The following is a 22254-nucleotide window of genomic DNA, read 5'->3' as shown; positions in this document are numbered from 1 at the left end:
ACGCAAGCGACGGGTTCAATGGGCGGCGAACGAAGGAGGATCCGTGGACCTGAGCGGGAAGAGCGTCGTCGTCACCGGCGGCAACAGCGGGATCGGAGCGGCCATCGTGCGTTCCCTGGCGGCCGCCGGAGCGGCGGTGGTCATCGATTACGTCTCCCGGCCGGAGGACGCGGCCGATCTGGTGAAGGACATCACGGCTCAGGGCGGCCGGGCGGTCGGCGTCGAGGCCGACGTCAGCACGGTCGCGGGGATCGACAAGCTCATCTCCACCGCCGTCGACGAGTTCGGCCGGCTCGACGGCTACGTCAACAACGCGGGCATCGAGAACCGTCACAGCCTGCTCGAGGTCGAGGAGGAGACCTTCGACAAGGTCATGGCCGTGAACCTCAAGAGCGCGGTGTTCGGCACCCAGCGGGCGGCCAAGCGCTTCATCGAGCAGGGCGCGGGCGGCGTCGTCGTCAACATATCCTCCGTCCACGAGGACTGGCCGATGCCGGGGAACTTCACCTACTGCGTTTCGAAGGGCGGCATGCGGATGCTCACCCGCACGGCCGGCGTCGAGCTCGGCCCGCAGAAGGTGCGGGTGGTCAACGTCGCCCCCGGGGCGGTGAACACGCCCATCAACGCCTCCACGATGAAGGACGACTCCCTCCGCCAGAAGCTGGAGAACAGCATCCCGCTGCGCGAGGTCGCCGACCCGGCCCAGATCGGGGACGTCGTCGCCTTCGTCCTCTCCGACGCCGCGTCGTACATGACGGCGACGACGGTCTTCGTCGACGGCGGCATCATGCAGGGAAGCGCGGGACTGTGACGGCCAGCCGGATCGAGGACTACGCCATGATCGGCGACCTCCACACCGCGGCGATGGTCGCGGCGGACGGTTCGATCGACTGGCTCTGCCTGCCGCGATTCGACTCCCCGCCTGCTTCGCCGGACTCCTCGACACCGAGGACGCCGGACGGTGGCTGTTGGCACCGGTCGACGGCGGTCGGTGCACGCGCCGGCGCTACCGCGGCGACACGCTCGTCCTCGAGTCGGAGTGGGAGACGGCGGACGGGCACGTCCGCGTCATCGACTTCATGCCCGTGCGCGACGAGGTGGCCGACCTGGTGCGCATCGTGGAGGGCGTCTCGGGCACGGTTCCGATGCGCACCGAGCTCGTGCTCCGATTCGACTACGGCGAGGTGGTGCCGTGGGTGACGAAGACCGAGTCCGGCGTCCGCGCGGTCGCCGGGCCGGACGCGGTGCTCGTGACCGCCGACGTCCCGCTCGAGGGCCGCGATCTCAAGACCGTGTCCGAGTTCACCGTCGAGCCGGGCGACCGCGTCGCCTTCGTGATGACGTGGTTTCCGAGCCACGATCCCGAGCCGACTCCGGCGGACGCGGAGGAGACGCTGGCCGCGACGGAGCTGTTCTGGAGCCGGTGGAGCGCGAGGAGCACGGCGTACGGTCCGCACAAGGACGCCATCCAGCGCTCGCTCGTCACGCTCAAGGCGCTCACCTACGCCCCGACCGGCGGCATCGTCGCCGCGCCGACCACCTCCCTCCCGGAGCAGATCGGCGGCCCGCGCAACTGGGACTACCGCTTCTGCTGGCTGCGGGATGCGACGCTCGCACTGCAGTCGCTGCTCACCGCCGGATACACCGACGAGGCCAGCGCCTGGCGCGACTGGCTGGTGCGCGCCGTCGCCGGCGACCCGGCCGACCTCCGGATCATGTACGGGCTGGATGGACGGCGCCGGCTCCCCGAGGAGACCATCGACTGGCTGTCCGGCTACGAGGGCTCTCGCCCTGTCCGCGTGGGCAACGCCGCCTCGGAGCAGCTGCAGCTGGACGTCTGGGGGAGGTGCTGGACGGCCTCTCGCTCACCCGCTCCACGATCGGCTCCGGCGACGACGACGCCTGGAACGTCCAGCTCAGCCTGATCGAGCACCTGGCCGAGCGGTGGAAGGAGCCCGACAACGGCCTGTGGGAGATGCGCGGCCCGCAGCGGCACTTCACGTACTCCAAGGTGATGGCGTGGGTCGCGGTGGACCGCATGATCGACGGCGCCCGCTCCTACGACCTGCCGGGTCCCGTCCGGCGGTGGGAGCGGCTGCGGGCCGAGATCCGTCGCGACATCCTCGCCAACGGCTACGACGCGAAGCGGAACACCTTCGTGCAGGCGTACGGCTCGGACGAGTTGGATGCGTCCCTGCTGCTGATCCCGCGTGTCGGCTTCCTGCTGCCCGGCGACAAGCGCGTGATCGGCACGATCGACGCCGTCATACAGGATCTCACCGAGAACGGGCTCGTGCTCCGATACCGGCCGCAGGCGAGCGACGACGGGCTTCCCGGTGAGGAGGGCGTCTTCATCGCCTGCTCGTTCTGGCTGGTGGACGCGCTCATCGGCGCCGGGCGGCGCGAGGAGGCGGAGGCGCTGTTCACCCGCCTGCTCGACCTCCGCAACGACGTCGGCCTCCTCAGCGAGGAATGGGACCCGTCGAGCGCTCGGCAGCTGGGCAACATGCCCCAGGCGTTCAGCCACTTCGCCCTGATCCGCAGCGCCTTCCACCTGCTCTCCGGCGAGGTGAGCACCACCCACCAGCCCATCCCGATCGGCGAGGAGTGAACGATGAGCACGCCGCACATCCTGATCCTGGGAGCCGGTTTCTCCGGCTTCACGCTGGCGCGGAGCCTGCGACGGGATGCCGCCGCCGGCCGCATCCGGCTGACCGTCGTCGACCCGGCGCCGTACCTGACCTACAAGCCCCTGCTGCCCGAGGTCGCCGGCGGCGAGACGCAGGCGCGTGACACCGTCGTGCCGTTGCGCCGCCCGCTCCGGCGAGCCGAGGTGGTGTCCGGTTCGCTGGAATCGCTCGACTCGGGAGCGCGCCTCGCGGTGGTCCGCGCGCTCGACGGCACACAGCGCGCTCTGCACTACGACCACGTGGTCCTCGCCGTGGGAGCGGTGACGAAGACGCTCCCCATCCCGGGGCTCGCGGAGAACGCGATCGGCTTCTCCAGCGTCGAGGAGGCCGCGTACCTGCGCGACCACATCCTGGGTCGCATCCGTTTCGCCGCCGCGACCGCGGACCGCGCGGAGCGTCGCCGCGCGCTGACCTTCGTCTTCGTCGGCGGCGGCTACACCGGGGTGGAGGCGATCGCCGAGCTGCAGCGGCTGGCCGCCGCGGAACTCGACCGCTACCTGGAGCTCGACGGCGAGCGCATGGAGTGGCTGCTGGTGGAGGCCGCGGGGCGCATCGCCGCCGAGCTCACCGAGGCGCTGTCCGCGTGGACGCTGCGGCTGCTCCGGCGCCGCGGCATCCGGGTGCTGCTGCACACCGAGATGACGAGCTGCGAGAACGGCGAGGTCGCGCTGAACAACGGCGAAACGCATCCCGCCGACACCATCGTCTGGGTCGCCGGGGTCACGCCCAACCCCGTGCTCGACCGTACGGACCTGCCGCGGGGCCCGAAGGGGCACGTGCAGTGCGACGCCTGCCTGCGGGTCGTCCGCGACGACGGCACGCCGGTCGGGGGCGCGTGGGGGCTCGGCGACGACGCCCAGGTGCCCGACCTGACGGCCTCGAAGCAGCCCGCCTACTACCCGCCCAATGCGCAGAACGCGATCCGACAGGCGCGCGTGCTCGCGACGAACCTGCGGCTCGCCCTCGACGACCGGCCGCCCACCGAGTACCGGCACCGGTCGCTCGGCACGCTGGCCAGCTACGGCGGGATGCGCGGGGCCGCGGTCCTGCGGGGCGTCCCGTTGCGGGGCGTCCCGGCCTGGGCGGTCGACAAGGTGTACCACGCCCTCGCGCTGCCGAATCCGGGCCGACGCCTGCGGCTGGTGCTCGGGTGGATCGGCAACGGGCTGACCCGGCGGGATGCGGCGCCGGTCGGCGTCTTCGAGGACCCGAGGGAGCCGTTCCGGCGCGTCGCGCAGGAACAGGCGGCGGAGAAGAAGGAGGACGAGGGATGACGTCACGCAGACACGCGAGCACTGCGGTCCACGGGATCGACCGGATGGTGCGCAACGTCGAGACCGGCCGCTTCGAACGGTCGCTCTCGGCGCTGACCGCGGCGGGGTCGCTGGTGACCGCCGCCGAGATCTACTTCGAGCACGACAAGGCGAGCTTCGGCAACCCGTGGATGTGGGCGCCCGTCGTCCTCGGCCCGGTGGGTGCGATCGCCGGTGTCGCCGGCGTGTTCAGCAAGCGCGCGGCCAAGACCCTGCTGCCCATCGCCGCCGCCACCATCGTGGCGAACGGCCTGCAGGGCACGTACCTGCACGCGCGCGGGATCGGGCAGAAGCCCGGCGGCTGGCGCAACCTCCGCTACAACGTCGAGATGGGGCCGCCCCTGCTCGCGCCGCTGCTGGTCACCATGGTCGGCGGGATGGGGCTGCTCGCCGCGATCCTGAGGCGGGAGAAATGAGCACGCCGCCGGTCCAGCGCGGGACGTCCGTGCCCGTGCGGTTCCCGGGGTTCCGCGTGCTCGACCAGGCGGACCACTGGGACGACGCCACCCGCTCCGTCGTGCTCGCCCGCGTCGGCCGGCCGTCCGACATCCGCTTCTTCGACGTCGTCGAACAGGCCGCGGCGACCGCCCTGTTCGACGAGCTGTTGGATCAGGAGGGCGACGGCCGGGTCCCGGTCACCGCGCTGGTCGACGCTCGCCTCGCCGAGAGCCAGACCGACGGCTGGCATTACGACAGCATGCCCACCGACGCGGATGCCTGGCACCAGACGCTCGCCGCGCTCGACGACGACGCACGGGACGCGCACGGCTGCACGTTCGCCGCGTGCAGCCGTGGAGAGCGCCACGCCCTGCTCGAGGCGATCCGGACGGGCGACGGCGACTGGCGCGGCTTCCATCGCGGCCAGGTCTGGAGTCTGTGGACCCGATACGCGTGCACCGCCTTCTACAGTCACCCGGACGCCTGGGACGAGATCGGCTTCGACGGGCCGGCCTACCCGCGCGGCTACAAGAACCTCGGCGTGGGCAAGCGCGAGCCCTTCGAGGTCCCGGACGCACATCCTGCCGAGCTGCCCGCCACGCGCGTCGGGGGCGGATCGTGAGCGCGTCGACGGTGCGCGACCGCAACGCCTCGGCCTGGCTGCTCACGCCCGACGGGTCCCGCACCCGGCCCGACCTCCTCGACGGGATGCGGCGGTACGCCGACACGGACGAGGTGGACATCGCCATCATCGGCTGCGGAGCAGGCGGCTCGGTGCTGCTGCAACGGCTCGCGCGCGCAGGATGGAGCGCGGTCGCCTTCGACGCCGGCCCGTTCTGGGACCCGGAGCGCGACTGGGTCAGCGACGAGGCCGGATCCCACCACCTCTACTGGACGGAACCGCGGCAGATCGGCGGTGGCGATCCGGTGCCGCTGGGCTCGAACAACTCGGGACGCGGCGTGGGCGGGTCCATGATCCACTACGCCGGGTACACGCCGCGCTTCCACCCGAGCGACTTCCGCACCCTCACGACGGACGGGGTGGGAGCCGACTGGCCGATCGCCTACGGCGACCTCGCGCGCTACTACGCCGACATCGAGAACGAGCTGCCGGTCGCGGGCGAGGACTGGCCCTGGGGCGACCCGCACTCGTACCCGCATCATGCACATCCCGTCTCCGGCAACGGCGAGACCTTCCTCCGCGGCGCGGAGGCGGCCGGAGTCACCGCGAAGGTCGGGCCGGTCGCCATCGCGAACGGTCGCTTCGGCCACCGCCCGCACTGCATCTACCGCGGCTTCTGCCTCCAGGGCTGCAAGGTGAACGCCAAGGCGTCCCCGCTCATCACGCACCTCCCGGACGCGCTGGAGCACGGCGCAGAGGTCCGCGCCGACAGCATGGTGGCGTCCATCGGGTTCGACGAGCGGACCGGGCGCGCGACCGGCGTGCACTACTTCCGCGACGGGGTGCCGCGGTTCCAGCGGGCGCGGATGGTCGCCGTCGCCGGATACTCGATCGAGACCCCCGGCTGCTGCTCAACTCGACATCGGCGCGCTTCCCGGACGGGATGTGCAACGACTTCGACCAGGCCGGGCGCTACCTCATGGTGCAGGGCGCGCCGCAGACGGCCGGCCGCTTCCCGGACGAGATCCGGATGTGGAAGGCGCCCCCGCCCGAGGTCAGCACCGAGCAGTTCTACGAGACCGACCCGGCGAAACCCTACAAGCGCGGGTACTCCATCCAGACGGTGTCGCCGCTGCCGATCACGTGGGCGGAGCACGTGATGGCGCAGGGCCACTGGGGCGCCGACCTGCGCCGCTACATGTCCGACTACGTGCACTGGGCCTGCCTCGGAGCACTGTGCGAGTTCCTGCCGCAGCCGGACAACCGGGTGACGCTCGCCGACGAGACCGACCGCTACGGACTCCCCGTCGCGCACTTCTCGTACACGCAGTGCGACAACGACCGCGCGCTGGCCAAGGCCGCGCAGGCGACGATGGAGCGCATCCTCGAGGCGGCCGGGGCGCAGGAGACCATGACGGTCCAGCGCTACGCGCACCTCGTCGGCGGCGCACGCATGGCCGCCGACGAGACGGAAGGGGTTGTGGATGCGGATTGCCGGACGTTCGCTGTCCCCAACCTGCTCATCACCGACGGGAGCGTGCTGCCCACGCAGGGCAGCGCGAATCCCGCCCTCACCATCATGGCCGTCGCGGCGCGCGCTGCGGACCGGCTCATCGAGCGCCCGGAGCCGTGAGCGGGCGGGCGCGAACGCAGAAGGAGAGAAGCACATGGCACAGACGGTCAGCGAGTTCGTGATCGGCCGGCTCCGGGAGTGGGGCGTGCGCCGCGTCTTCGGCTACCCCGGCGACGGGATCGGCGAGTTCGACGGGATGCTCGGCAAGGCGGAACGCGCGGGTGAGGGCCTGGAGTACATCCGCCCCACGCACGAGGAGATCTGCGCCTTCATGGCCACGGCGCACGCGAAGTTCACGGGCGAGGTCGGCGTGTGCATCGCCACCTCCTCCCCCGGCGGCTTCCATCTGATGAACGGCCTGTACGACGCGAAGATGGACAACCAGCCGGTCGTCGCGATCGTCGGCCAGCAGGGGCTCAACTCCTTCGGCACCTTCAACCAGCAGGAGAGCAACCTCGAGCGCGCCTTCGACGACGTCGCCGAATACGTGCAGACGATCGTGTCGCCGGCGCAGGCGCAGGCCGTCGTCGACACCGCGTTCCGCACCGCGATCACCCGCAAGCAGCCGTGTGTGATCATCCTCCCGCACGACGTCCAGGGGCTGAAGATGGCCGAGCCGGGGGCGGAGATGTGGGTGTCGCGATCCAGCGCTGTCGCGCCGTCGACCGCGATCGCGCCCCCGCTCGAGCAGCTGCAGGCCGCCGCCGACATCATCAACGCGGGCGAGCGGGTCACCTTCCTGGTCGGCGCGGGTGCGGACGGTGCGACCGAGGAGGTGCTGCAGGCGGCCCGGCTCGCCGGCGCCGGCGTCGTCACCTCGCTGCGCGGCAAGCAGGTCGTGCCCGGCGACATCCCCTTCCACACCCAGCAGGTCGGCCTGCTCGGTTCGCGGCCCAGTTACGACCAGATGCGCGAGTGCGACACGCTCGTGCTGCTCGGTACCAACTACCCGTACGGCCAGTTCCTGCCGGAGACGGGACAGGCGCGGGCCGTGCAGATCGACATCCGGCCGGAGCAGCTGGGGCTGCGGTATCCCACCGAGGTGAGCATCTGGGCGGACGTCAAGACGGCCCTCACCGGACTCCTCCCCCTTCTGCGTCAGAAGGACGACCTGTCCTGGCAGGAGAAGGTCGCCGCGAAGATGCGGGACTGGGACGACGAGCTCGCCGCCCAGGCCGAGAAGCACTACGACGACGGAGTGAACCCGCGGAAGGTCTACGCCGAGCTGAACAAGCGTCTCCCTGCCGGCGCCATCGTCACCTGCGACGCCGGCACCACCGCCGACTGGTACGGCCACTACATCCGCCTCCGGGAGGGGATGCGCGGCGACCTCTCCGGGCGGCTCGCCTCCATGCTCGCCGCCATGCCCTACGCCGAAGCGGCCAAGTTCGCCTTCCCGGACCGGACCGTGGTCTGCACCATCGGCGACGGCGCGTTCCAGATGCTCGGGATGAACGAGCTGATCACCCTGAAGAAGTACCTCGCAAACTGGGACGACCCGACCTTCGTGGTGCTGGTCCTGCACAACGACGACCTGACCCAGGTCTCGTGGGAGATGCGCACCGAGGACGCCAACCCCGTCTGGCCGACCTCGCAGGACGTCGAGTCCGTCGACTACGCCGGCTGGGCGCGGCTGCTGGGATTCCAGGGGATCGCCGTGCATTCGGACGACGAGGTCGAGGCCGCCTGGGACACCGCGCTCGCGCACCGCGGCGTGACCGTGATCGACGCGTACACGGGCAAGAACATCCCGCCGCTGCCGCCGCACATCACGTACGAGTTCGCGAAGAACACCGGTCTCGCACTGCTGAAGGGCGACCCGAACGGCGTCGGCGCGATCAAGGACTCGGCCACCTCGCTGATCACCGAGGGGTGGAGCGGGTGAAGGACGCGCTGCACCTCGATCACGACCGCGACGGCGATGGCAAGTGACCCCGATGCCCGGCTCCGGGCGATCACGGTCGACGCGTTCGTCATCCCGACGGCGTTCGGCGGCCGCGAGCGCCCGGAGAGCGACGGCACCCTCGCCTGGAGCGACACCGGGCTCATCGTCGTCCGGCTGACCGCCGGGCGCGAGACGGGGATGGGCTTCACCCACGCGCCATCGGCCGCGCTGTCGATCGTGCGTGACCTGCTGTGGCCGGCCATCGACGGGATGGATGCGCGCGACACCGAGCGCATCTTCTGGACCATGGCCCGCGCCGTTCGCAACGCGGGCTGGCGCGGGCTCTGCGCCGCCGCGATCTCCGCCGTCGACATCGCGGCGCACGATCTCGCCGCACGGCTCGCGGGTGTCTCGCTGGTGCAGCACCTCGGCGGTGCGCACGACACGGTGCCCGCGTACGGCAGCGGCGGCTTCACCGACTACACCGACGAGGAGCTGGCCGAGCAGCTGGGTTCGTGGGCCGAGCACGGCCTGCGCGCCGTCAAGCTGAAGGTGGGCTCGGATGCCGGCGACGACCCTCGCCGCGTCGCCCTCGCCCGTGAGGCCGTCGGTCCCGAGGTGGAGCTGTTCGTCGACGCCAACGGCGCCTACCAGCGCAAGCAGGCGCTGCACCTCGCCTCCGAGTTCGCCGACCTCGGCGTCACCTGGTTCGAGGAGCCGGTGTCGAGCGACGACCGCGCCGGCCTGCGGCTGCTGCGCGACCGCATGCCCGCGCCGATCCGCGTCGCCGCCGGCGAGTACGCATACACGCCCGCGGACTTCCGCGATCTGCTGACGGGCGGATGCGTGGACGTGCTCCAAGCCGATGCGACGCGGTGCGGCATCACCGGCTTCCGGGACGCCGCAGCGCTGGCTCGCGCGTTCGGCATCCCCCTGAGCGCCCACACGGCACCGGCGCTGCACGCGTCCGTCGCCACCGGGCTCGACGGGGTCGTCAACGTCGAGTACTTCCACGACCATGCACGCATCTCCGGCGCGTTCTTCGACGGCGTCCCCGCGCTGCGCGGCGGCGCCTTGGTGCCCGACCGCTCCGCCCCCGGCCACGGGCTCACGCTGAAGGAGGCGGACGCGCGGCCGTACCGTGTCGCCGCGTTTACCCGGGCCACCGATGGAGCAGCAGAAGAAGAAGGAGGAGGACGATCACGATGACGTACCGGTTGGTGCGGCTCCCCAGCGGCCGCGAAGCGGGCATGACCGGGCTGGGCGATCCCGCCGGCGAGCGCCTGGCCGTACTGCTGCATCCCACCCCCGGAGCCTCCGGCTTCGACCCGGCGCCCGACGTCACCGCGCGGTCGGGCATCCACCTGCTGACCTTCGAACGCCCGGGCTACGGAGCGACGGACCCCTCGGAGCCCGGCGTCGACGGCTGGGCGGACGACCTCGCCGGATACCTGCGCGAGGCGGAGGCCGGTGCCCGGAACGCCGCAGGAACCGGCTACGGCGGTATCGGCGTCGTCGGCTGGCGGGAGGGCGGTATCTACGCGACCGCGCTGGCCGCGCGCCACCCCGAGCTCGTCAATCGCCTGGCGCTCGTCGCGGCGCCGGCCCCTTCCCGGGCGGCCGACGCGCTCCGGAGGTCCGGACAGCCGGTCCTCACCGGCGGCCCGGGCGAACCGCTCGGCTACCCGGACCGGGTGCGCCGGATGCTCGACACCGCGGCCACCCAGGGCGACGCGGGCGTCCTCGCCGACCGCCACGCCTTCCAGATGCCGGAGGCGGAATGGGGGCGCATCGACACCGCAACGCTCATCCTGTACGGAACGACCGTCGCGTACGCGACCGTGCAGGATGCGCAGTGGTATGCCGGCATCGCCCCGCAGGCGCGGGTCGAGAGGGTGGACGGCGGCGCGGACATCATCGGGCGGCACTGGCAGCGGGTGCTGGACTTCTTGGCGGAGTGACGGCGCGAATTTCGCGCAAGTATTGCACGTTCGCAACGCATCCACGGTAAAAAGGACGGGTGACCGACGAGGACCCGCTCGAGGCCGCCCTCCGCGCGGCGGACTTCCTGATGCACGTCGCCGCGCGCTCGGTGATGGAGGTCGACCACATCGTCACCTCGCCGCAGCTGCGCGTGCTCGTCTTCATCGCGACGCGAGGCCCGCAGAACCCCGGCGACGTGGCGACCGAGCTGGGCGTCCACCCCTCCAACGCCACCCGCACGAGCGAGAAGCTGGTCCGCGCCGGCCTGATCGAACGCCAGGAGGACCCGACCGACCGCCGCTACGTCAAGCTGACCCTGACGAAGGAGGGCGAGCGCCTGGTCGGACGCGTCATCGCCCACCGCCGCAACGCGGTCGCGGAGGTGCTGGCGGCGATGCCGGAGAACGAGCGGGAGGCGGCGGCCCGGGGGTTTGCGGCGTTCGCGACGGCGGCGGGAGTGCAGCCGTTCGAGGACGGGCGGTTCACGCTGGTGCTGCCGGCGGAGCGGGACCGCTCGGTGTCGTAAAGCGGCGCTGTCAGTGACGAGCGACCTACCCGCTTGTCCGTGTCGCGCGTCGATAAGCGATCAGGGCGACAACGACGTGAATTACTCCGACGACGACTGCGAGCCACGCAATGGTCAAAGCTCCGCGAAGGATCGAGGAGGGCGCCGAAGAGTTCGCTGGCTCGGCCAGCGAACTCTGCTTGATGATCGCGAGCACGAGTCCGGCGAGCGCCAAGAGGCTCCCAAGGGCAGCATTCGTCAGCCACGCGCGAGGCCTCCCCAAGCGGTCGCCAACCACCGCCCAGATCAGCAGGATCCCCGTTGCGGTCGCGACCGCGAGGTATGGCCCCACGCTCGGCGGCAGCGGTTGGAACAAAGCTAGGCAGACCACTAGTCCCAACAAGAAGGAGCCGACATGGCTAATCATCAATGCCGGCCCTTCCAACGCGCCGAGGAACCTCCGCGTGGGCAAAGGTGGCTCGCCGTGTGCTTGATCGCGGACCCGGCGACGTCGGTACACGCCTCCAGGCGCTGTCCCGGCCGCATCTCCCGCTTCACTCGCGTCCGAATCCGAGCCGTCGTCTTCCTGAACATCGATCCCTAGGCTTTTGGCGCCGCCCGCGGTCGGGGATTCTCCTCTCATTCCTCTCATCCGCCGCCACACTCCAGCTCCGGTTCGGTAGAACAGGATGGCGCATGCGGTCCACGCGAGCAGGGCACACAACCACAGCGGATATTCGGAGTGATGACGCCCCCACAAGACGGAGACGCTGAAGTCGTAGCCCGCAGCGAGCGGCAGGTACGGAGCCACGCCGAACAGCGAGCCGGCGACAGTGGTCGTCACGACGAGATACCAGCGGAGGCCCGCTCCATACCGTTCGTGCTCGAACTTCGGGAGGTACCCATCCTGGATCAGGGCCGCGTGAGGAATCCAACTGATCAAGACCATCGCAGCACCGAGGAAAAAACATACGGCGAACATCTTGGATCCGTCGTATGGCTCCTCCCCCAGATCATCGGCAGAACAAGGCCCCACAGCGGAAGCGCACCGAAGAGCAGCGCAAGACCGCCTAAAACCCAGACCGGCTGCCAGTCGATGGATTGAGAACTGGTAGCCGTGCTGTGTCGACGTTGTCGCCCCATGTGTCCGCCATTCGTCGCGAGTCTGTCTCGTCCACATGACGGGATCGAGCTGCACTATTCACGACGACCGGAATTGCGTTTCATGACGCGTTGAGACCCTGCTTCTCGCGGGTCTACCGCACGGAGGACCAATCGGATCCGCTTGCTGAAGCTAGATCGCCCTGGCTTTGGTTCCGCTTCCTTGAGGAGGATGGAGTTATGCCTCGTCGAGTCGGAGTTCGAAGCGATCCGTCATGTCGCGAGCGTGCTCGGGATCAGCACGGAGGGGCTGCGGCGGTGGCGCCGTCACGAACATAGTCATCTACACCGGTGTGCCGCGATTCCACCCAGGCTTCTGGATCAGCCTTTCATCCTCTTCCCGTCGGCGGCAGCGCTCGGCAAGGACAGCTGCGTGCTGCGGCTCTGCTAGGAAGTCCCGAAACTCGGACTCCGGAAGTCGGTAGTACTCCTCGTAGTCGACAATTCCGTTAGACACCGGGATCGAAAGATAGTAGGCCCCGGTCTCCAACTCTTCCCCGAACGAGAACCGGTGCTCGACCGAGACATACTGGTCCTCAATATTCAACGGCCCACTCCGATCGATGTAGAGATGATGTCCTCCTGGGGAACGAAGTCGTTGATACGCAACGCCACTTCAGAGGGGTCGTTCCAGAGACGGATGAGGTCTTCAGCACCCGCTCCCGAGTAGCCCAGGTCCGACATTCATTGAATGTATTGCTTGTGATCGATGGCATCGATTCGTAGTTGCGTCGACTTATGGGACTTCGGACGCCGCGGGGAACCGGTCACCGACCGCGCAACGTACGTGTCAAGGACTCGTGTGCCGTTCCCACAAGTCAGAAACCACGCCGATCCACCTATTCGCTGGCCGGCGGATAGGCCGCGTCGAAGACCTCGAGATACTTGTCGGGCAGACGCAGCCTGCAATAGCTATCCACGAGCTGAAGGCTCTCGCGGATTGATTGCGGGTCCGAATTCATAGAAATCTCGCGCCCCAAAAACGAACGAATAGCCCCGCCCGCCTCTACAGGAAGAATCAAACCAAACGATCCGTAGCGGTCATCTAGCCCGCACTTGAACCCGAACGCGTCGTACATCGTGAAGACAATGTCTCCAGAGCCGCTGTCAGCAGACTGCACGCGTCCGCGCGGGCCGATGCAATCGCGGATGAACCGAGCGAGTTCCGCAGTGGTGAAGCGCTTATCCATCGTTAGTTCCTTGCCGTCTTCGTCTTAGGATCGTATATGTAACCGTGATCTTCAAGATATTCTAGCTCTTTTCCAAGCGCGCCCCGGTCGCCTTGCGGATCATGCGTGAACCGGACCAACTTGCTGTCTTTGATCGCATCATCGAGAAACGGGCGATTGAAGAGATCGAACATGTCGCCATCCGTCAGCCCATGACGCTGCTTGATCTTGTCCCAGTCCGCCCCGAGGTCGAAGTACCGCTCGCCAGCCGCAGCAGCTCTATTTGTGTAGGAGTTCGGATTGTCGGGTCCCTCCCACTTTCCAAGAGTGACCTCACGAGACAACGGGTTATGGACGCTGGAACGACGAATCGTTTCCCATTCCTCGACGCTCATCTTCTCTGTGCCGTCAATGAGGACTTTGCCCCCGCAACCGACACGCTCCGTTGAGAGATTGGCGGCAGCCCGTTAGTGGCCGGGAGCTTTGGCTGTCTCACCAGCCCTTCGGCGGCTCGACCTGCTTTGTTCAGCAGCCCGCTTGCCCGGGCGGCCTTGCCGGCTGCCGCGCCGGGGATGAGCAGGCCGGCCACCTCTCCGAGCGCTTGTCCGGCGGCGAATTTGTCCCCGTTAGCCACCCTGCCCGCGAACCCACTGACCTCCTGCCACAATGCGTCCCGTGCAGCCTGGTCGGTGGCAAACGCGGTGATCCCCATCCCGACCTGGTGCACGTTCAGCTGGGCCATGCTGGTGACAGCGTGCCCAGCACCGGATAGGAACCCGCCGATGGCTTCCCAGTCGCCGCCCCACGCGGCGACCGGGCGTGCAACGCTGGCATCCCACCACTGGCAGGCCATGTCGGCCAGATCGAGGTCGTTGCCGGTGGTCCAGATCGAGGTGTGGTTGATCGCACTGTTGATCCCACCGACCACAAGCGCGGCACCTAGCCCGGTCAGAAAGAGCGAGGTGCCGCCGGTGAACGGGGTCAACCCGAGACCGATCGCGGTCACCACGGCGCCGGTGGCGATCTGCACTGCGTCCCAGATCAGATCCCAGCCGGCCTGCTCCCTCCGGGCATCCTCGGCCGCCCGCACATCTTTCGCGTACTGGTCGAACATGTCCTGCCACCCCTGGGCGGCCAGGTCCTGGTTGTCCCGGCAGTACTCGCTCATCTCCGCGGTCAGCTCCCCCAACGGGGCCAACTCGCCCTGGAAACTCCCCGGCACATACGACCGGCCCCGGCCCACGTTCGCGGATCCGACCCGGTTCACGATCCCGCGCAGCCGGGAGATCAGCTCCTGCACCCGCCGAAACCCGGGATCCGACGCCTCATACGCCTCCCAGCTCTCCAGCTGGGTCTTCACGATCAGATGCATCCGCTGCACCTCATCCACGGCCCGGTCCGCCGCGCCCGCACCCGCCGAGCCCAACGACACCAGGTGGGAGGCGTCCGCGCTGATCTGCCGCAACTGCGCGCTCACGCCTCGCAACTGCTGCATCCCCGCATCCAGTTGGGTCAGATGCGCCTGATGCTCATCCCGCACCAGGTGGAAGTTCCCGTGCGCCTCCACGTGCCGGTACCCGGCCCAGTACACACCCACCGCGGTCTGGAAGGTCGAGAGCCCGAGCAGCAGGCACTGCAAGACGGGGACATGCACCTCACGGATGTACGCACGCATCGCATCCGCACCCTCACCGCTGATGTTCCGGGAACCCGCCAACGCCTGCAAACCCTGCGTCAGCCTGTCCAGGGCGTCCATCCGCTCGGCAAGACCCTGCCGCAACCCCGGCGCCGACGCCTGCCACGCATCCGCCGAAAACTCGGTCACCCTCACCGCTTCGCGTCCTCACTGTCCTGGACCTCGATCTGGACGCCGAAGCGGGCGAATGCATCGGTGTCCTTCTTCGCCAACTGGCCGTACTTCGCGATCAGCGCGGACAAGTCGTGGAAGATGTCGGAAACTGTGTGCGCCCCCGGGACCTTCAGGGGCTCACCCCTGGTCCACCCGTCCTTGATCCCGGCGACAGCCGACGTCAGCGTGGAAACCTTCCGCGTCTCCTGGTGAAAGCCCTGTTTGATACCTCTCGTAGCCACTGCTATCTCCCATTCCGCATGGCTCGATCAGCCCAGCGCGATCAGGTACGCCTCGGCCGAGAGCAGCGGATGCTCGATCGGATTGATGGAGGCCGCCAAGGCACGTTGCTTGCTCTTGCAGTCGCCGATCGCGTCCCCGATCTCAGAACCGATGCGCGCATGCCCGGACCGCGCCTCATCGAAGACAGACCTGAACTCGGAGCGCTTCTGACCTGCCCAGCGCCCGCCGCGAGCGCTCTCAAGTCGCTGGATGTTGACGGCGTCGGCAGCCTCGCGCGCTCGCTCGAGCCGGTGAACGACCCCCTCCAGCTCACGGATCTGGGCGAGGATGCGCTGCTCATGCATCGTCGTCGTCCATCAGGTCGCGGACCGAGGCGAACGGGTCCTCATCCTGTGTAGATGAGACGGGCTCCACGTCCGAAGTACCCGAAGCAGAGACCCGGCCGCCCTGCTCGAACTGGAGGTAAGCCTCGTTCAGGATGTCCAACGCGAGTTCGTCGTCGTCGTCGGCGTAACCCTCGAACACAACCCTGTGGATGTCGCCGTGATTGAAGTACGCGACGTTCGAATCGATCATCCCCTCGGGGTACAAGAACGCCCCGTAATCGAAGAAGTCGTCCTCCACGATCGAAGCCCGAGAGACGATCATGAGCTTCTTCACTGACCCCCGCAGAATCACGATGCTCCCCAGGGGAAGGAATTCCCGCTTCGTCGGCTGCGCCTCTTTCACTGTCTGCTCCAGCTGTTCCGCTGTCATGTCCGCTTTCCTTTCGTGCGTAACTCTTTGAACGGGTCTCTCGGGTCGCTCGCGATACGCCGGGTCGTCTGCCCAGCGGGCTCCGGCGCAGCTCCCCGCGCCTCGGCCGGCTTCGTCACGTCGATGACGAGATCCGGTTCTGCGATCGGCGGCTGCTCCTTCGGGGGCGACTTCGCGCTCTCGAGCTGCTTCTTCGCAAACGGCGCGTCCGCGGCGTCCTCGTATCCGGGATGCACGACCTCGGCGATCTTGTTCAGCGCGATGACGATCTCCCGGAAACCGGCCCCCGCGCCGTGAGGGTGAGGCACACCCTTGTAGCCGGCCAAGAATCCCGTCGGCTGCTTCTGGAATCCCCGCGCGATGATGACGAACACTCCGTCTTCGCCGGTGACGCGCACTGCCGTGCCCAGCGGGAGCAGGGTGGGAGGCTCACTCATCTCGCACCTCCTCGCATCAGGGGAAGCTTGACCTTCTCGAACACGCTCCCTCCGCGGAGCACGAAGAACGGCTCGTTCGTCCTCGGCTCCGGCTCATCCGATCTGCCCATGGTCTTCACCAGCGCACTGTCGTAGGCGCGCGCCCCGACCAAGCCGGTGAACTTGAGATCCCTGATCAGCTTCGGAATCGCATCGACCGACCTCGCGAGATAGTCGTGGCGGCCGAAAACCATGAAGTCCAGTCCAGCCTTCGGCGCGTTCTTCACAGCAAGGGCGAAATCCTCCGCCTTCAGCCCGGTCTTGCTGATGAAGTCGGGGAGGTTCGCGATGACCAGCACCATCGAGGTGCCCTGCACTTTCTGCTTGCTCATCGCGACATAGGCGACGATGCTCGCGACGACGTCGGGGGCATCGCCCTTCGCCCCGACAAAACTGAAGTTCGGCGGGACGCTGACCACATCCAAGGTCTGCGCGAAGGTCTCGTCGAAGTCGACCACCATGAACTCCGACTGAACCCGCCCGCCTTGAGTGAGCAACAGTTCCTGGAACACGGCCTCCTGCTCGTCATCACGGGCCGCGAACACGAACAACGGCTGAGACTTCGGAAGGAAACCGACCGCCTCCGTCGTCGCCATCGACAGTCCGAACGCCACGCCTCCGAGTTCCTGCACTCGATCCACCGACTCGAACGTGCCGAACGCATCCACCGTGAGCTCCTGCGGCACCATCGGGATGCGCTTCGGACGCGGCCCAGTCCACGCCGCGTCGAGCGCCGCGATCTGCTGCTCGAGCGCGGACAGGGTCTCGGCGCTGTCGTCGCCCGGGGCCGGGAGGTAGAACTGGATCGCGGTGGCTCCCTCGGTGAACAGCTGGCCGCGGCCCGGGATGTCGGCCTGTTGGAGGCGTTCGCGGCCCATCAGCTGGGAGAGTTCGCTCTCCTCGTTCACGAACAGGCAGAGCTTCGTGGAGATGTTGCTCAGCATGTTCATGCGGACGCCGCCGACTCGGCTGGCGCTCATGACGAGGAACACGCCCAGCGCGGAGCCCTCGCGCAGCACCTGGAGCAGGAGGTTGTCGATCGTGTCCTTGCGCCGGTCGTTGGCCGTCAGGTTGTCGTAGCCGTCGAGCACGTTGAGCACGACCGGGAGGTCACCCCCGGTCTTGGCGCGGTACTGGTCCAGGTTCGCCACACCGGCCTCCTTGAAGAACTGCTTCCGCTCGGCGAGAAGGCCTGCGACGGCGTCGAGCATCTTGGCCAGCTTCTCGGCCTCTTCGAGGGTGACGATGTCGGCGACGTGCGGCAGGTCCTTCAGCGGCAGGAGGCCGTTGTTGCCGAAGTCGATCAGATTGACGTGGACCTGCTCGGGGGTTCGGGCCTTCGCCAGATTCAGGACAAGAGTCTGGAGCACCGTCGACTTGCCGTAGCCGGGGCTGCCGAACACCGCGGTGTGGCCGTCGCGTGCGAGGTCGAACGCGTAGCTCTCCTGCGCCTGCCGGGACGGGATGTCCAGCAGACCGAGAGGCACGCTCAGCCCGTCGCCCTGCTCCGGTTCAGGCGACGGGAGGCGCGCGGGCAGGTTCGGAAGCCAGGGCTTGTCGGGCGTCGTCAGCGCGTCGTCGCTGGTGAAGATGTCCACGATCGTGTCGATGACGGCATCCAGCTGCGAGGGTAGGTCGCTCGTGTCCTTGCCCTGCTCGACCTCTTCGTCGGGGTCGTGGAACAGCTCGTACTGGCCGACCTCGTTGATCGTGAAGATGCGGTCGTCGATCCGCTCCGTGACCTCCGCGTCGGGGTCGTACGGCACGCCGGCATAACCGCTCTGGAAGAGCTCGTAGACCACGTTTTGGCCGACCTTGAGGTACCCCCGGCCCGGGTTGGTGATGTGGGCGGCATCCGTGGTCTTCAAGAGCTCGTTCGAGTCCTGCTCGCTCGCCATCTTCAACGCGATCTTGGAGGTCGAGTTCGCCTCGATCTGGTCGTTCACCACACCGCTCGGCTTCTGGGTCGCGAGGATCAGGTGCACGCCGAGGCTTCGTCCGATCCGTGCCACCGACGTGAGCTCGTCGAGGAATTCGGGGACGTTGGCCTTGAGCTCCGCGAACTCGTCCGAGACGAGTACCAGGTGCGGCAGCGGCCGGGTGGGATAGGTGATGCCGGGCTTCGGTTCGTGCCGTTGTTTGTACAGCGTCATGTACGCGTTGATGCTGTTCACGCCGTACACAGCGAACTCACGCTGACGCTTATTGAGTTCGGCTTTGATACTCGCGAGCGCCCGAGCGGTGCCCGCGCCGTCGAGGTTGGTGATCGCGCCCATGAAGTGGGGCAGCCGGTCGAGCGTGTTGGCGATGCCGCCGCCCTTCCAGTCGATGATGAGCATGCCCACGTCTTCGGGTGAGAAGTTGATCGCAAGCCCGATGAGATAGGTGGTCAGGAACTCCGACTTGCCCGATCCGGTCGTGCCGCCGACGAGCGCGTGCGGACCATGCGCTCGCTCGTGGAGGTCCCAGAACACGAAATCGGCCTTGCCACGCCAGCCGATCAACGAGGCGATGGACTTGTTCGGTTCCGCCCGCGCCCACCGGTCGGCGATCTGGAGGTCTTCCACCGTCGACACCTCGTACTGCTCGAGCAGGCTCAGCGATTCGGGGACCGCGTTCTTCTCGACCTCGAGGTGGTTGAGGTTGGTGAGCCTGCGGAGCGAGTGCTCGAGATCGCCCGGCAGCGGGTACGGCGTGAAGGGCGTCGCCACATACACGCTGTTGTCGGTGACGAGCTCTCCTCGCACGCGGTGCGGCGCCTGGATGAGAGCGGTCACGGTCTCCGGCAGCAGCTTGGCGTCCTCGCTGCACCAGATGACCGTCACCCCGAGCTCGCTCATGTCCTCGGCGAGGAGTTCGTTGATCCCGTGGCCGGACAGCAGGCGATCGTCGGCGATGGTGAACACCACGTGAGGAGCGAACTGGGGCTTCTGCGAGCCCGCGTCCTTGAGCGCCTGCTTACGCTTCTGGAGGAGCTGGTAGAAGCTGTTCAGCACCACGTCGCGCAGCTTCTCCGTATAGATGAGACCGCGCATGTTGAGTTCGAGCAGCCGGAAGTGCGGCAACAGCCTCCAGTTCCTCCACGTCGCCGCGTAGGCATCGCGGGAGAGGACGCTGACGAAGTTCACGTCCCGGTACGAGTGGAAGAACGCCAGTTGGAAGAGCAGCGCCTGGAGGTAGTCGGTGACAACGTCCGGCGGCCCGACCAGGCCGATCGTCTGGCCCGCGACACCGATCGGCGTCGGAACGTCGCGCTGCGTTTGGAAGCCGGTCGCCAGGTCCCTCACCTGCTGTCCGCCGGCGCCGGAATCCTTGTCGCTCACGTCCGACGAGACCTTCACCGCCGAGGGGCGATCGGACAGCCCCAGCGACACCGTCAGGAAGTCCTTGTTGAAACGCTGCCGCTCATAGATCCGCGGGTCGTACCGCTCGACCATCGCGGCGAGCTCCTGCGGGCTGGGCTGCTGATATGACAGGACGCGCCGCTCGGCATCCACTGCGCGGGAGACGTCCGCGACGGTCCTGACCAGATAGTGCGTGTAGTCCTCCTCGACTTGCGCAGACGCCGCCTTCTCGTCCTTCTTCTGTTTGACGTACTGCGACACCGTGAAGGAGGCCGTCAGCAGACTGGCGAGCCCCATCCCGATCAGCATCACCGGGTTGTTGCCGGAGATCATGGTCGTCGTACCCGTCACCGCGATCATCGCGAACGGTGGAACCAGCATCTTCAGGATGCCGCCGCTCTTGGATGCCGTGGCCGGCTTATCCGGACCCTGGAGTCCGAACTCCGCCTCCTCGACCTCCAGGTTCAGCTTCGGCGAGCGGCGATAGTCCGGAAAATCCGGCGGGAACTCGCTTGCCGGCTGCTGGATCAGTAGTTTGCCGTCGTCGATCACGACGTCGGCCCGCAAGGGCGTGATCTTGAACTGGGTCGGGCGCCTCTCGAGCAGGAAGGATTCGGTCAGGACCACCGTCCCGGGCTCGAAGTCGAAGAGCTGCCGGCCTCGGACCGCGACGCCGTCGACATAGACCAGCTGTCCGTTCGGATCGACGATCAGGGAGTCCTCGTGCAGGGTCAGAAGCGGCGACCCGCCTGCCCTGATAGCGGCGACGGGTGTGTCACCCACGACGAGCTCGGCGCCACGGTCGATCGTGAAGAACCGCGTGCGGGCATCGGAAGCGGAGGCGACAAGCCACGTGACGTCGCCCAGCGTGTGCAGTCCGTCGCCGATCCGGTCGCCGTCCACGTAGAGCGCGTCATTGACCACACTGAGCTTGTGGCCCTGATGGTCGACGAGCGGCCGCTCCACCGTGAGCGAGAGAGTGGTCGCTCGTTCACCGTCGAGGACGTAGACGAGGTACAGCAGCTCGGTCGCATCGAGCCGGGAGTCGAGGAGGGCCGCTCGGTTCTCGGCGACCGGCTCCGTGTCGAAGACGGTCATTTCTGTGCCGCCTCGCTGGTCTGTGCCGCCTCGGTGGTCTGGGCCGGCTCGGCACCCGGACCCCCGAGCTTCTTGGTCAACTCGTCGATGGCCTTCGTGTACTCGTCGAGCAGCTTCTGCTTCTCGTCGCCGGCCATGCGGGTGTTGAGTTTGGTCGCCTGGTAGAGGTCGGTGTACGCCAGCAGGGTGAGCTGGGCGTCGCCGAGGTTCTTCGCGAGGTCGAGCGCGTGGTCCAGCTGGCCACGGCCGAGCGCGATCCAGTAGTTCAGCGTGACGTCGTCGGACTTCTCCGAGACGTTGTTGAGGATCGCCTGCTTCTGCGTGGCCGTGAGGTCGTTGAGGTTGATGCTCGATACCGCGAGCACGTACTTCGCGGACGCCGGCAGCGACGCCGCGGCATAGCCGTCGAGTGCGTCGAGGGTACCGGCGTAGTCGCTCGCGAGGAACCGGGCCTGCGATGCCACGACGGCCGTCTGCAGGCGGTTCTGTGCCTCCGCCTGCCACGCGAACACCCCGGCGACCAGGCCGGCGATGACCCCGAGAGCGCCGAGGATGCGGTACAGCGCGTAGCGACGTTTCGGCACGCTGACCCGTGTGGCGGCGGCCCGTGCGCGCTCAGCCCTCAACTGAGCGCCGATGACGGCGAAGAGCTCGTCGGTGGTGGTCGTCTGCCACACCGACGTCGCGAATTCGTCCCGGAGGCCGCGCGCCCCGTCCAGGATGTGCTCGAAGGCGATCTTCGGCCGGAAGACCTGGAGCACCATGGCCTGCAACGAACGCAGGAACAGCGCTTCGTCGAAGGCCGACGGTTCGAGCATGCCGTGAAGACCGCAGTGCACGACGCGCACGAGATCGCCGTCGAGGTAGACGTTGTCCGGATGGATCACGGGCACTCGGAAGCCCCCGCGATACCCCGCACACGAGGCCAGCTTCTGAGCGAGGGCCAGTCGATCGAGGCGCGTCTGCGCGCGGCCGACCGCCTCCCGGAAGCTGATCTCGCCCTCTCTGAGGGGGTAGTCGATCGTCAGACCGTCGTCCGTCTCCTGCGCGTCGACGTAACGACGGATCACGTCGAGGGACGCACCGTCGTACCCGTTCTTGGACACGCTGACGTGGACGACTGAGGCGCCGGCCTCGAGCTCGAGCACG

The 22254-nt window shown here is 67.9% G+C and carries 20 protein-coding genes and 1 pseudogene; 11 read left to right on the top strand and 10 right to left on the bottom strand.

Annotated elements, in window-relative coordinates; translation table 11 throughout:
• Positions 1-43: 43 nt before the first annotated feature.
• The 11 genes and pseudogenes from ACRAWB_RS16135 to ACRAWB_RS16085 all read left to right on the top strand — a co-directional run bounded on the left by ACRAWB_RS16135 (position 44) and on the right by ACRAWB_RS16085 (position 11030).
• Positions 44-811 carry an SDR family NAD(P)-dependent oxidoreductase gene (locus ACRAWB_RS16135; protein ID WP_431354246.1) on the top strand — a complete coding sequence of 256 codons (768 nt, stop codon included), beginning with the start codon at positions 44-46 and terminating at the stop codon, positions 809-811.
• A 26-nt stretch (positions 812-837) separates the two neighbouring features.
• A pseudogene (locus ACRAWB_RS16130) lies at positions 838-2611 on the top strand (glycoside hydrolase family 15 protein).
• 3 nt (positions 2612-2614) lie between these two features.
• Positions 2615-3964 (top strand): NAD(P)/FAD-dependent oxidoreductase, encoded by a 1350-nt coding sequence (locus ACRAWB_RS16125; RefSeq protein WP_431354245.1) that lies wholly within the window; start codon positions 2615-2617, stop codon positions 3962-3964.
• Positions 3961-4419, top strand: a complete 459-nt coding sequence (locus ACRAWB_RS16120) for a hypothetical protein (protein ID WP_431354244.1) — start codon at positions 3961-3963, stop codon at positions 4417-4419. The genes ACRAWB_RS16125 and ACRAWB_RS16120 overlap by 4 nt, the downstream gene beginning before the upstream one ends.
• A complete protein-coding gene (locus tag ACRAWB_RS16115; protein WP_431354243.1) occupies positions 4416-5063 on the top strand; it encodes a gluconate 2-dehydrogenase subunit 3 family protein in 648 nt (215 codons plus the stop codon). Before ACRAWB_RS16120 ends, ACRAWB_RS16115 begins: the two co-directional genes overlap by 4 nt.
• Positions 5060-6223: a GMC family oxidoreductase N-terminal domain-containing protein gene (locus ACRAWB_RS16110; RefSeq protein ID WP_431354242.1), complete on the top strand. Its 1164-nt coding sequence runs from the start codon at positions 5060-5062 to the stop codon at positions 6221-6223. The genes ACRAWB_RS16115 and ACRAWB_RS16110 overlap by 4 nt, the downstream gene beginning before the upstream one ends.
• A complete protein-coding gene (locus tag ACRAWB_RS16105; RefSeq protein ID WP_431354241.1) occupies positions 6187-6696 on the top strand; it encodes a GMC family oxidoreductase in 510 nt (169 codons plus the stop codon). The genes ACRAWB_RS16110 and ACRAWB_RS16105 overlap by 37 nt, the downstream gene beginning before the upstream one ends.
• Before the next feature lie 34 nt (positions 6697-6730).
• Complete coding sequence (locus tag ACRAWB_RS16100; RefSeq protein WP_431354240.1) at positions 6731-8521, top strand: thiamine pyrophosphate-requiring protein; 1791 nt, start codon at positions 6731-6733, stop codon at positions 8519-8521.
• Positions 8522-8557: 36 nt separating this feature from the next.
• A complete protein-coding gene (locus tag ACRAWB_RS16095) occupies positions 8558-9730 on the top strand; it encodes an enolase C-terminal domain-like protein (RefSeq protein ID WP_431354239.1) in 1173 nt (390 codons plus the stop codon).
• Positions 9727-10482: an alpha/beta fold hydrolase gene (locus ACRAWB_RS16090; protein WP_431354238.1), complete on the top strand. Its 756-nt coding sequence runs from the start codon at positions 9727-9729 to the stop codon at positions 10480-10482. Before ACRAWB_RS16095 ends, ACRAWB_RS16090 begins: the two co-directional genes overlap by 4 nt.
• Before the next feature lie 59 nt (positions 10483-10541).
• Complete coding sequence (locus ACRAWB_RS16085; RefSeq protein ID WP_431354237.1) at positions 10542-11030, top strand: MarR family winged helix-turn-helix transcriptional regulator; 489 nt, start codon at positions 10542-10544, stop codon at positions 11028-11030.
• A gap of 25 nt (positions 11031-11055) precedes the next feature.
• Here ACRAWB_RS16085 and ACRAWB_RS16080 read toward each other — a convergent pair whose 3' ends face one another.
• The 10 genes from ACRAWB_RS16080 to essB all read right to left on the bottom strand — a co-directional run bounded on the left by ACRAWB_RS16080 (position 11056) and on the right by essB (position 22253).
• Positions 11056-11991, bottom strand: coding sequence for a hypothetical protein (locus ACRAWB_RS16080; RefSeq protein WP_431354236.1), 936 nt, complete (start codon positions 11989-11991; stop codon positions 11056-11058).
• Between the two features lie 722 nt (positions 11992-12713).
• Positions 12714-12854, bottom strand: coding sequence for a hypothetical protein (locus ACRAWB_RS16075; protein ID WP_431354235.1), 141 nt, complete (start codon positions 12852-12854; stop codon positions 12714-12716).
• A 155-nt stretch (positions 12855-13009) separates the two neighbouring features.
• A complete protein-coding gene (locus ACRAWB_RS16070; protein WP_431354234.1) occupies positions 13010-13360 on the bottom strand; it encodes a hypothetical protein in 351 nt (116 codons plus the stop codon).
• A 2-nt stretch (positions 13361-13362) separates the two neighbouring features.
• The gene (locus ACRAWB_RS16065; protein ID WP_431354233.1) at positions 13363-13734 is read right to left on the bottom strand and encodes a hypothetical protein; all 372 of its coding nucleotides are present in this window, start codon (positions 13732-13734) and stop codon (positions 13363-13365) included.
• Entirely contained in the window at positions 13731-15164 is a 1434-nt protein-coding gene (locus ACRAWB_RS16060; RefSeq protein WP_431354232.1) for a T7SS effector LXG polymorphic toxin, read from the bottom strand. Before ACRAWB_RS16060 ends, ACRAWB_RS16065 begins: the two co-directional genes overlap by 4 nt.
• A 293-nt stretch (positions 15165-15457) precedes the next feature.
• Positions 15458-15775: a hypothetical protein gene (locus tag ACRAWB_RS16055; protein ID WP_431354231.1), complete on the bottom strand. Its 318-nt coding sequence runs from the start codon at positions 15773-15775 to the stop codon at positions 15458-15460.
• Positions 15768-16187, bottom strand: coding sequence for a DUF4176 domain-containing protein (locus ACRAWB_RS16050; RefSeq protein ID WP_431354230.1), 420 nt, complete (start codon positions 16185-16187; stop codon positions 15768-15770). Before ACRAWB_RS16050 ends, ACRAWB_RS16055 begins: the two co-directional genes overlap by 8 nt.
• Positions 16184-16624: a DUF4176 domain-containing protein gene (locus ACRAWB_RS16045; RefSeq protein ID WP_431354229.1), complete on the bottom strand. Its 441-nt coding sequence runs from the start codon at positions 16622-16624 to the stop codon at positions 16184-16186. The genes ACRAWB_RS16050 and ACRAWB_RS16045 overlap by 4 nt, the downstream gene beginning before the upstream one ends.
• A complete protein-coding gene (gene essC / locus ACRAWB_RS16040) occupies positions 16621-21105 on the bottom strand; it encodes a type VII secretion protein EssC (protein ID WP_431354228.1) in 4485 nt (1494 codons plus the stop codon). The genes ACRAWB_RS16045 and essC overlap by 4 nt, the downstream gene beginning before the upstream one ends.
• Positions 21102-22253 carry a type VII secretion protein EssB gene (essB, locus tag ACRAWB_RS16035; RefSeq protein ID WP_431354227.1) on the bottom strand — a complete coding sequence of 384 codons (1152 nt, stop codon included), beginning with the start codon at positions 22251-22253 and terminating at the stop codon, positions 21102-21104. Before essB ends, essC begins: the two co-directional genes overlap by 4 nt.
• Position 22254 lies beyond the last annotated feature (1 nt).

This window comes from Leifsonia poae (genome assembly GCF_050632865.1).
Taxonomy (GTDB): Bacteria; Actinomycetota; Actinomycetes; order Actinomycetales; family Microbacteriaceae; genus Leifsonia; species Leifsonia poae_B.
Note: the sequence above shows the minus strand (reverse complement) of the source record. Positions and strands in the feature narration are given on the sequence as shown.

Excerpts from the sequence above, each read along its gene's own strand:
- ACRAWB_RS16090 (WP_431354238.1), top strand. The coding sequence starts at position 9,727 with ATGACGTACCGGTTGGTGCGGCTCCCCAGCGGCCGCGAAGCGGGCATG.
- ACRAWB_RS16050 (WP_431354230.1), bottom strand. The coding sequence starts at position 16,187 with ATGACAGCGGAACAGCTGGAGCAGACAGTGAAAGAGGCGCAGCCGACG.
- ACRAWB_RS16070 (WP_431354234.1), bottom strand. The coding sequence starts at position 13,360 with ATGGATAAGCGCTTCACCACTGCGGAACTCGCTCGGTTCATCCGCGAT.
- ACRAWB_RS16065 (WP_431354233.1), bottom strand. The coding sequence starts at position 13,734 with ATGAGCGTCGAGGAATGGGAAACGATTCGTCGTTCCAGCGTCCATAAC.
- essC (WP_431354228.1), bottom strand. The coding sequence starts at position 21,105 with ATGACCGTCTTCGACACGGAGCCGGTCGCCGAGAACCGAGCGGCCCTC.
- ACRAWB_RS16055 (WP_431354231.1), bottom strand. The coding sequence starts at position 15,775 with ATGCATGAGCAGCGCATCCTCGCCCAGATCCGTGAGCTGGAGGGGGTC.
- ACRAWB_RS16100 (WP_431354240.1), top strand. The coding sequence starts at position 6,731 with ATGGCACAGACGGTCAGCGAGTTCGTGATCGGCCGGCTCCGGGAGTGG.
- ACRAWB_RS16095 (WP_431354239.1), top strand. The coding sequence starts at position 8,558 with ATGGCAAGTGACCCCGATGCCCGGCTCCGGGCGATCACGGTCGACGCG.
- ACRAWB_RS16075 (WP_431354235.1), bottom strand. The coding sequence starts at position 12,854 with ATGTCGGACCTGGGCTACTCGGGAGCGGGTGCTGAAGACCTCATCCGT.
- ACRAWB_RS16080 (WP_431354236.1), bottom strand. The coding sequence starts at position 11,991 with ATGTTCGCCGTATGTTTTTTCCTCGGTGCTGCGATGGTCTTGATCAGT.
- ACRAWB_RS16115 (WP_431354243.1), top strand. The coding sequence starts at position 4,416 with ATGAGCACGCCGCCGGTCCAGCGCGGGACGTCCGTGCCCGTGCGGTTC.
- ACRAWB_RS16120 (WP_431354244.1), top strand. The coding sequence starts at position 3,961 with ATGACGTCACGCAGACACGCGAGCACTGCGGTCCACGGGATCGACCGG.
- ACRAWB_RS16125 (WP_431354245.1), top strand. The coding sequence starts at position 2,615 with ATGAGCACGCCGCACATCCTGATCCTGGGAGCCGGTTTCTCCGGCTTC.
- ACRAWB_RS16045 (WP_431354229.1), bottom strand. The coding sequence starts at position 16,624 with ATGAGTGAGCCTCCCACCCTGCTCCCGCTGGGCACGGCAGTGCGCGTC.